Source organism: Methylobacterium sp. ME121 (assembly GCF_000974725.1).
GTDB lineage: Bacteria > Pseudomonadota > Alphaproteobacteria > Rhizobiales > Beijerinckiaceae > Methylobacterium > Methylobacterium radiotolerans.
Genome location: NZ_BBUX01000124.1, coordinates 1 through 8,717, shown reverse-complemented (window position 1 = coordinate 8,717; position 8,717 = coordinate 1). Strand labels below are relative to the sequence as shown.

General features: G+C 61.0%; 15 protein-coding genes. 9 read left to right on the top strand and 6 right to left on the bottom strand.

Going from position 1 to position 8,717, the window contains the following annotated elements; translation table 11 throughout:
• Both ME121_RS34745 and ME121_RS31885 read left to right on the top strand, forming a co-directional pair.
• Positions 1-465: hypothetical protein (locus ME121_RS34745; protein WP_491892937.1), on the top strand; the 465-nt coding region annotated here is incomplete at its 5' end.
• Positions 440-820 carry a hypothetical protein gene (locus ME121_RS31885; RefSeq protein WP_059410266.1) on the top strand — a complete coding sequence of 127 codons (381 nt, stop codon included), beginning with the start codon at positions 440-442 and terminating at the stop codon, positions 818-820. The genes ME121_RS34745 and ME121_RS31885, both read left to right, overlap by 26 nt.
• Before the next feature lie 388 nt (positions 821-1,208).
• On the opposite strand, the gene ME121_RS34740 is transcribed toward ME121_RS31885, so the two are convergent.
• The gene (locus ME121_RS34740) at positions 1,209-1,382 is read right to left on the bottom strand and encodes a hypothetical protein (protein ID WP_179240013.1); all 174 of its coding nucleotides are present in this window, start codon (positions 1,380-1,382) and stop codon (positions 1,209-1,211) included.
• A gap of 284 nt (positions 1,383-1,666) precedes the next feature.
• Here ME121_RS34740 and ME121_RS34735 point away from each other — a divergent pair, with 284 nt between their 5' ends.
• Positions 1,667-1,801 (top strand): hypothetical protein, encoded by a 135-nt coding sequence (locus ME121_RS34735; RefSeq protein ID WP_280951374.1) that lies wholly within the window; start codon positions 1,667-1,669, stop codon positions 1,799-1,801.
• A 48-nt stretch (positions 1,802-1,849) separates the two neighbouring features.
• On the opposite strand, the gene ME121_RS34730 is transcribed toward ME121_RS34735, so the two are convergent.
• The gene (locus ME121_RS34730; RefSeq protein WP_089231509.1) at positions 1,850-2,173 is read right to left on the bottom strand and encodes a polyhydroxyalkanoic acid system family protein; all 324 of its coding nucleotides are present in this window, start codon (positions 2,171-2,173) and stop codon (positions 1,850-1,852) included.
• Positions 2,174-2,624: 451 nt separating this feature from the next.
• Complete coding sequence (locus ME121_RS34725; protein ID WP_206406868.1) at positions 2,625-3,431, bottom strand: hypothetical protein; 807 nt, start codon at positions 3,429-3,431, stop codon at positions 2,625-2,627.
• A 176-nt stretch (positions 3,432-3,607) separates the two neighbouring features.
• Here ME121_RS34725 and ME121_RS31880 point away from each other — a divergent pair, with 176 nt between their 5' ends.
• The 3 genes from ME121_RS31880 to ME121_RS31870 all read left to right on the top strand — a co-directional run bounded on the left by ME121_RS31880 (position 3,608) and on the right by ME121_RS31870 (position 5,271).
• Positions 3,608-3,979, top strand: a complete 372-nt coding sequence (locus tag ME121_RS31880; protein WP_059410265.1) for a hypothetical protein — start codon at positions 3,608-3,610, stop codon at positions 3,977-3,979.
• 140 nt (positions 3,980-4,119) lie between these two features.
• Entirely contained in the window at positions 4,120-4,317 is a 198-nt protein-coding gene (locus ME121_RS31875) for a hypothetical protein (protein WP_059410264.1), read from the top strand.
• Between the two features lie 477 nt (positions 4,318-4,794).
• Positions 4,795-5,271: a hypothetical protein gene (locus tag ME121_RS31870; protein ID WP_059410263.1), complete on the top strand. Its 477-nt coding sequence runs from the start codon at positions 4,795-4,797 to the stop codon at positions 5,269-5,271.
• Positions 5,272-5,473: 202 nt separating this feature from the next.
• Here the strand turns inward: ME121_RS31870 and ME121_RS31865 are convergent, their stop codons facing one another.
• From ME121_RS31865 to ME121_RS31855, 3 genes are read right to left on the bottom strand one after another with little or no spacing between them, the layout of a single operon-like run.
• Complete coding sequence (locus ME121_RS31865) at positions 5,474-5,656, bottom strand: hypothetical protein (RefSeq protein WP_059410262.1); 183 nt, start codon at positions 5,654-5,656, stop codon at positions 5,474-5,476.
• 4 nt (positions 5,657-5,660) lie between these two features.
• On the bottom strand, positions 5,661-5,864 hold the full coding sequence (locus ME121_RS31860) for a hypothetical protein (protein ID WP_059410261.1): 204 nt from the start codon (positions 5,862-5,864) through the stop codon (positions 5,661-5,663).
• A 4-nt stretch (positions 5,865-5,868) separates the two neighbouring features.
• Positions 5,869-6,120 carry a hypothetical protein gene (locus ME121_RS31855; RefSeq protein WP_059410260.1) on the bottom strand — a complete coding sequence of 84 codons (252 nt, stop codon included), beginning with the start codon at positions 6,118-6,120 and terminating at the stop codon, positions 5,869-5,871.
• Between the two features lie 430 nt (positions 6,121-6,550).
• On the opposite strand from ME121_RS31855, the gene ME121_RS34720 reads away from it, so the two are divergent.
• From ME121_RS34720 to ME121_RS31850, 3 genes are all read left to right on the top strand, one after another.
• Positions 6,551-7,018 (top strand): hypothetical protein, encoded by a 468-nt coding sequence (locus tag ME121_RS34720; RefSeq protein ID WP_143739284.1) that lies wholly within the window; start codon positions 6,551-6,553, stop codon positions 7,016-7,018.
• A complete protein-coding gene (locus ME121_RS34715) occupies positions 7,018-7,815 on the top strand; it encodes a hypothetical protein (RefSeq protein ID WP_143739283.1) in 798 nt (265 codons plus the stop codon). Before ME121_RS34720 ends, ME121_RS34715 begins: the two co-directional genes overlap by 1 nt.
• A 667-nt stretch (positions 7,816-8,482) precedes the next feature.
• The coding region (locus tag ME121_RS31850) for a hypothetical protein (RefSeq protein WP_491892936.1) at positions 8,483-8,717 on the top strand (235 nt) is incomplete at its 3' end.

The window sequence follows — 8,717 nt, the reverse complement described above, 5'->3', positions numbered from 1 at the left end:
CGGATTCGGCGGGCCGTCCGCTACGGCCAGACCCGGTGGGCCGAGATCTGGCTGTCGGTGATCATGTGGGTGGTCGGCCTCATCTGCCTGATGCCGTGGCCAACCTTCGTCGGCCCGCAGTACCGGATCATCACCGCCTATGTCAGCGAGCCGACCGCCGGCTGGATCGCCCTGGCGGTGGGCAGCGCCCGGGTCATCGCCCTCTACATCAACGGCAGGCGCGGCCGGGAGACCTCGTTCGTCCGGACGCTCGGTTGCCTGGGCGGCTTCCTGTTCTGGCTCGCCATGGCGCTGGGGTTCGCCCTGGCCTTCCCGCCGCTGTCGCTGAGCGCCGGCATCTACTCCGTCTTCGCGATCGCCGAGCTGCACTCATCGGGCCGGGCGGCCGGCGACATGGCCGCGGAAGACACCTTCGGCTTCAGGAAACGGAGAAGGGCCAGTGCCGGCAGCAGCACAGCAGCTTGATGGGTGGCCGGGAATCGTCATCGCCTTGCTGGGCGCGGTCGCCGTGGTGCTGGTCCCGCTGACCGGCTTCATGAAGGAGTGGTGGGGGTACAGGAAAGAGGTGCGAGCGGCCGAAGCGCTGAAGCCCGATGTTGCTCGCGATGTCGCGGCGACGCCGGGCGCCGCGGTTTTCGACAGCATCGCGCTCGCGGACCTAGCCAAGGCGATCAACGGCCTGACCGCGGCCATCGTGGCGGACACCGCTTCCGAGGAGGCGCAGCACACCAGCCAGATGACGGCCGCGCTGACCCGGTTCACCGAAGTGATGGACCGATGGGAGGACGATCACGGCCGGCAGCCTCGAGGGAGGCGCTGATGCTCTGGGCCCATACCGGCGAGACGCTGATGTACGTCGGGATCGGCGTGCTGATTGGCGTGATTGCCGCCGGCATCGCGCAGCAAATGCAGCCGCCTCGGGACTGACCGGAACCGCCGCGCGGCCCGTGCGTCTACCCAGCACCCTAAGCGTAGACCCTCTCAAACCGCCCGGCTCCGGCGCGGCGGTTTTTTCGTGCCCGACCGTCTGCTATTGCACCGCGACCGGCAGCTTGGACGGCCGCCGCCACTTCAGCCCGCCCGGCTTAGCCGAGGCGGGCCTTTTCATATTCGGGGCACCGCTGGCCCGCTGCTTGCGACGATCCGGCATTCCTCCAAGGGATTCACTCAACCCCGCCGGCACTGCCGCGCGGGGCATTTCTGTGCGCTCAGACGGTCACCGCCTCAGCCGACATATCGGCACGCGCTGCTTCGGGCAGTTCCTCAAAGCCGTGGTAACCGGCGGCCTGAGCGGCCGCTTCGAGCGCTCGATCCGCTGTTTCAGCCTGTCCTGTCCATAGGACCGCACGAGTGCTGTTCTGCCTCACCTGGAAAATCGTCATCGATGCCTCCCTCGCCGTTGATCGTTCGTCGACTGGCAGAAGACAGGATTGTCCGACACGGTTCCGCCCGCAATAGGGTCTGGCGTTATTCCTTCGGACATCCGCACGCCTGATCCGCCAGCTTGAGCAGACCAGCGTCGGGGACGTGCCAGCCCGCAGTTTGCGACGGCCCGGCACTGCTCCGAGGGATTCACTTAGACCCGCCGGCAATGCCGCGCGGGCCTTTTTCGTGCGCGTGAACGATTCCCGGGCCTTTGCGTTGACCGCGAAAGTAGGAGCGCAAGATGCAGAGCAAGTGGATGACCCTGGCCGAGGTGGCTGCCGATAGGCACCTGACCCTCGCCGAGGCTCAAAAGCTGGTCGACGAGAGCAACTGCCCGAAGGCCTTCAAGACCACCGGTACGGTCTACCTCATTTGAGGTCGTGCCTGTAGTCGCCCGCCCAACGCTGAGGCGGGCATTTTCACGTCAGGCGGAACCCTCAGGGGCGAGAAGGCGCGCCGCATAATGTTTGGCCACCGCCTCGATTGCCGGTGCAAACACCCCGATGGCCCAAGGCATCTTGGCTTCAAGCCATAAGCTGTCGTCGGCGACAACGAAATTGCCGCTGACGTCTTGTCCTAGTGCGCGCGCGATAAAAGTCCGTCCGCCTTCAGACCACTCCGTCATCTCGACGGAGATGTTTTCCTTCTTGAGGCGCCGAAGAGCCCAATCGGTTTGCCGATCAAGCCGCCGCCGCACTTCCATGGCGCCGAGATCGTGAGGGATCGCAAGAGTGATATGCTTCGGCATGTACCTTCCCGTGGTGGACACGCTGAAGCTGAAGGGCGTCGGTTAATCGCCGGTAACCATGTCGACTGTGCGGTGCTACACGTGGTGCTCTTGGCTCGGCATTGAGCCAGCATCCGGCTCGATTCAAGCGCTCGCCCCCACTGGCGCGGATCTGGAAATGCCCGCTCGGTCCGCCGGCGCGGGCCTTTTCGTTCCTGGAATCACGGCGAGGGACGGCTTGCCCGCCGGTGTGGGCACGGCGCGGTAGCCGCCACCGGCCCACCTGCCCCCGAGCCAAGTTGCGTACCGGCTCGGCTCACACGCTGGTGAGATCAGGCGCTCCCCCGCCCCGTGAGCAGATCGGGGCGGGGCCGAGCGGCCACAGCACCAGCGACTTCATACCTTCAGGCCGTTCTCGGCGCCCTGGCTTAGGCCGGGGCGCCCATTTCTCATGCCGGAAACGTGATCAAAATCAGAAATGTGTAGTCACGCCGTTGCCAATTCTCGTCTCCATTTTGTCATTTATTGGCGCAACCTCACCATTGTAATATATTATGAATGCAAGTGCACCAAAAGCAACTGCGCCAGCGAATAATAGACCCGTGACAAATATGGTCATGAACGCGATAAAATTTTGAAATCCAGAAAATCTTTTCTCAGACCACGAAATGGCTTTATTTCCGATAAATTTGAAATATAAAAGGAGCATAGCAAAACCGAAGAAGATCGTAATTATGGGTAGGTATGGATGAGGCGGCGTCACACCTATACTCCGGCCAGGCCCGAACTTACCTGTCACCGATACCGCCTCCGGATCTCCGTTGTGCAATATTGCAATTTTGAACCCTTCCTCAGGGTCAAAGATCTTCCAGTCTAGCATGATTTTTGTATTGTTTTTGGATGAAATATTAAAGTTGTTATCGGTAGCGGACTTGGAGTTTATTATGACAGCGTCGATGATATTGAACGTGCTGTCTCCCGTGATTTCTACTGGAGATCTTATATCCCTTGGCTCAAATGATTGATTTCCAGCGTTCCACAAAGTTATTTCCGATACAAATAGTTTTTTAGTATTGTCGATTTTTGGAGACGCGACTGTCTCGTTGAAGTTCTTAATAAATATTGGTTCATACGTGATTTGCGAGACGAGTTTGTATCTTATAAGACCGTATTGTTTTGCTGACTCTCCGGCGTAAAAACCATATAAGACGCCTAGGGCTCCAAACACGGCAAGGCCGAAACCTATGGCTTGGCTACGAACTATATCATTGAGCGACATTAACAACGCCCGCTTTCTTCCAGCGCAAAACAAGCTTTTCAGATAGCCTGCCGGGGATTGCAAGGCATGATTATTTCACCGTCGTATACGAAGGGCTATCTTCAGAGCCACCGCGTGGCCAGGTCTCCCCACCGTTCTGCTCACTTTGTTAAGCCTATATCCATACTGCATCGGTGATGTCCGACCTCCCACCCGCCGTCGCCTCTTGGCGCGACCAGATCGAGCGCCTGTCCGAGCACGCCTCGCCGTGCCGCTACCTGACCCCAACGCGCTGGGCGGCGATGCGCGCGAACGCGCTGGCCTTCATCGACCAGTTCGGCGCCGAGGCGCACCGGCTCGGCTGGACCGCGGAGCAGCTCTTCGGCGTACATCCAGAGCACGGCTTCCTACGGGGCGAGTATGCCGGCGCGCTGATGGTCAACGACAGCAAGGCCGTCGGCGTCGAGCCGGACCGGATCGTGTTCGACCGGTTCAGCGGCTACCGGACGAAGCCCGGGCAGACCTGGGGGCCGCCGGTCTGGGAGTACGCGGCCAAGGGGCGCGGCTGATCTCGACTGTGATCTGCGAGGATGTCGGGGGCAACCGCGATGTGAGCCGGCGCAGGATGTTGCGCCGGGCAAGCTATTAACGCCGCAGGACTTTTCGCAGCGCATCATGCGGGTATGTCCAATCGCATACCGAGCCAGTCATGCACTTCGAGATCCGCTCTACCGGCCGCCACCTCTGGACCTGGGTGCTGCTCGACGCCTCGCATCTGACGGTGATGGAATCGGACCGGACCTTCCCGTCTGAGGCGCAGGCGTCGGCTGCCGCGCTAGCCTTCTCGAAGTTGGTCACCCGGGCCGGGAAGACGCTGACCGCACCGACGTCGGGCGGCCTGCTTTAGTCGGCGCTGGGCCACGCGGGCTCTGTCTGCGGGTCAGGCTTCGAGCAGGCGCTGCACCGAAGTGTCATACCGGCGTCGGGCACGAAGCTCGTGGACGGCCAAGCCCCAACGTAAATCGGCGTCTCTTCAACGTGACCGCAGTCACAGATCACCCGGACGGCTCGCACCCCTTTGTCCATTGCCTGCTGGAACGTCATCGGCGTGATCTCAAAGCCGTCGACGTCGTAGGCTCGGCGCGGGTTGCGAGAATGAACCGGCAGCGGTGGTCGGTGTGAGCGCGAGATGTGATTGGACACCGACCTTCACTCCGCTCTGACCGCCTAAGATCGGGCGGCGGAAGTGCTGGTAGCGCCTCGCATTCTTGAACGCTATCCACACCGGTCCACCACGATCACACGCGCCTCGACCGCCGCCGGTTGATGCGCGCCGCCGCGTCAGGCTTGTTCCGTCTTCGTTCGCGAGCGGAGGGCCACCAGAATGGGGCGCCTGGGGGATGCGGGGCCCGGTCGGGTGTACGTCGACTGCGCGACCTGCAAGCGCTCGGGCCGCTACACGGTCGCCAGCTTGGTCGATCGGTACGGGGCCGACATCTCGACGATCGACCTGCTGCGGCACCTGACGGCCTCGTGCCAATACCAGCGCGCGCCCGGGGCGCCGTCCGCGCGGAAGTACGAGCACCTCTGCCTCGCCGCGATCACGCTGCCGCCGGCCGCCAGGAAGATCCCGCCAGTGCCGCCTGGCGTGCCCTACACGATCGAGGTCTGGCGCGAGATCGGCGGCGGCATCGAGCTGCACCTCGCCACCATCTACCCTCTGGCCGTGGCGCTCGCAGCGTTCGAGGCCGCCTGCCAGGAGTGGCCGACGCACGAGGTCACTCTGCGGGATCGCGCTCGGATCGTTCGGATGCGGGAGCGACCGCCACGGAGCACCACCGCGTCCGGGTCCGGCGGATGACGCTGTACGCCAGTCCCTCGGCCTCCAGGTGCTCCAGCGCGCGGGTAGCCTGCACAGCGCGTTCCCGTCCCGGGATGCCGGCACGCTCGGCGATCTCGCTTGCGGTTGAAGGCTCGGGCGTGAGGGCGGCCAAAACGCGCGGCCGGAGGTCCTGGCGCGGCCGAGCGCCTCGAGGGGATGGCGCCTTGGGCATGGCGCCGAGCTACCGCGCGTCGTCGCCGTCGACCAGCCCGCGGCTTTCGGCCAAGCGTAACACGTCGGCATCCGAGTAGATCAGGTCGCCGATCTGCCAGAGCTCCATGTCGTGGCCTGTGGGGATGGCCTTGATGCCGGCCGCCCGTAGCGCTGCGACGGCTGCAAGGACCGGGTTGGTGTCGTCGATCATGCCGCTAGGCCGATGCGATGATCATGCGCCGGCGCGCTTCGACCATCCGCTCCTCATCTGACCGCATCGCCATGTCAGCCACCACCTGCTCGACGATGTGCCGGGTAGCCGCCTCGTCCAGGCCGAGCCCGCGCGCGAACCCGTCCAGGCGCCGCATCATGTGCTGGATCGCGAGATCCGGGCGGAGGGGGGCGGGATACTGGCTCATCCCTTCACCGTTGCGCCAGCAGGATCGCGGTCCGGACCATGTTCCGCTTCCAGGCCGGCTTGTCAGTGGTGAGCGCCTCGGCCGCGCGGGTGTTGGTGCGGATGGTCTCGACGAGGTCGAGGGTCCAGCCCTTCGCAAGCGGGTAGGCCTCCGTCGCCAGATCCGCGAGCACGGCGTCGACCGCGGCGTCGATCTCCTGGTCGGTGACCTCGGCGGCCTTGCGCAGCTCGCAGACGGTCGGGGGTTCCTTGGCCATGCAGCGGCCTATTGCAGCCCGATTGGGGAGTCCATGAGGCCCAGGCGCGCGACAAGCGTATTTGGGTCACGGTGAGCTGTAAGCTGGTATAGCAGCGAGTCATGCTACCAATCCGAGCGTATTCCAAGAAATAATTGCAGCCGAGCGCGATTGCGTGGCAACCTTGTCGCGAATCCCCGCAACTAAATCGGCAATATTATCTCTTATTATATTGGCATATGCTCCGATTAATAGGGACAACGACTAAGTATGCGCGTTATTGAAGGCAGAATGAAAAGCTTGGACTATATTAATAATTTGAGAGCTGTCAAATCGGGTTAACATCACCACTTGTGACCCATTTACCACCCCCTGAATCAATTTATGGCAGGCGATTGCAGCACGACGCGACTCGCTATCGAATAGCTATGGAAGATAGAAGGGGAGACGCATGATATTCGCGATCATCGATCTGCTCGAAAAATTGCTCAAATGGCTCAGGCCATTCGGATCGAGGGAAACGACACTAACGAATGTAAGTTCGAGTTCCGAAGGAAAGCCAGTTGCACCACAACCGAGCGAAGCAGCCAATTCGGAGGCTTCTACATCGTGCCAGGGGCTTGGACTGGGCCGGTCAGCCGATAATAGGCTATCCGGACTTATGGAATTCACGCAAAATAATTCTGATTTGGTCGATACGTTATTAGATTCCGCTCAAGATCAGGAAATATTGAAAGACCTTAGAGATCTAAAATCTGATCCGAGCAAGAATCGAGATCCATTTGCATGGGGCATGATCTTTGAGCGGGCATCGGGACGGTCAATCATGTCAAAGCGCGAAAAAGCAGGACTTTCCGTTTGGTACTCACTCGATGTTAGATGGCGCGGGAAATATACTATTCTCTGGGCAGAGGTTTGATGGAAATGCGTCGCTTCTCTCTGTCTCGGATGACTTGCTTTGCGCCGACCGCCTTTCTTTTTGTCGGATTTGGCGGCTGCGCCAGCGTTATCCCTGCATTCGACGTACCCTATGAAAGGACAGGGCCAAATACGGTCGAGCCAAATATCGACTCTATCATCCGCAGGATCGTATGCGAACTGATCGACACCGCACAGGCACCAGATGATCTCACGGCGCTGTTCATAGCGGGACAGGATATTCAAGTCGTCGCAGAACTAAATTTGGCGACAACGCTCGAAGGAAAGGCCGCACCGACCTTTTCCTTCATTGGGCAAACGTTCAATTTTGGAACTGGTTTCTCGTATCGGCAAGCGAGAGAGCAGGGATTAGTCATAAATATGAGCTACTCCCTGGACGCACTTAGAACAGTGCGCAAAGATCCGGTGTGCAACAATCCAGCCGACACGAATCTTGCTGGAAATCTTGGTCTGCAGCAGATGTTCAATAAAGGAAAAGCAGCATCTTACCTGAACTGGAGCGCAAAAGGTTCCTATGGGGTATTTGGTGGATATGTGGCTTTCACGGTAGATGCTCAGCTACTCGCGACCGGGCCGACTTTCACATTCAATACATTTGAATTTGTTGGTCCCTTTCTAACTGGATCCAATAAGAATGTTGATCGGTTAAATGTCGCTTTCGTTAGAGGACCAAGATCGGAAGGCCAGAACGCAATTATTCGCGGTGAAAACTTCATATATCAGCTAAAACAGAATCAGATCGCCAATTCTCTCGCTATTATTGCGAGTTCCCGCTGAGAACTCGGCGGCGGACGCAGGCTCATTGAGAGAGCGAGCGGGTCGCCGTCCGTCAGCGTCTCGCCGTCGACCAGTCAATAGGGCAGGCCGCCGGTCCATGGCTCGGCTGTACAGCCTCGGTCTTGGAGCACCGCAACTGCTTCTCGAATCGGGTCGTGGCCATCGCTCATGAGGCGACGCTTCTGCGGGTGGGGGAGGGGTCTATTGCCCGCTCGGAAACGGAGGCTAGCCGGTAACGCTCGCACGCGAAATCAATATGATCGCCCCGACTGTTAATCGCCTTGTCGCAGGTTCGAGTCCTGCTCGGGGAGCCATCCACTTACCAACATCATGATCTGACTCAGTTTTCGGCATCCCGGCCCGCGGCGGGCTCTGAGGCCGGGAACAGCGTTGCCGTTCCGGCATTCGGCAATACGCGCGGCGCGCTGTGCTCGACTGGCGCGAGGCAGAGAGGCCGGCGGCCGGGCCGATTGCGGCGGCCGCAGGACGGCGCCCGTCGAGGCGGCGTCGCGGATCGTTCCTCGCCCGTCGCCGCCGGCTCCGACGCGCGATGGTATCGATGGAGTTCGGGATGCTTCGGGCCCGCTCGAACGTCTCTGTCGGGCAGCCTCGCCGCTCGGAGGCGGCGGCGCGCTGAGCGACGACGACAGCCACGACGGTGATCCCGATGTCGGGCGACATGCTCGGACCCTTGGTCCTCGCGGCCGTCTTCACGCTGGGCTGCCTCAGCATCCACGGCGCGCGCAGGCATCCGGACGCCGTGACCATCGGCCTGCTTCTGCTGCTCGGATTGCTGGCGACCCTGTATGTCGGCCAGCACGTCGGATTGACGCGCGCCACCCCACTTGGCAGCACGAGGTCTTGCACCGTGAGCCAAGCCCGGCGTCGCGTCCGACGATGTG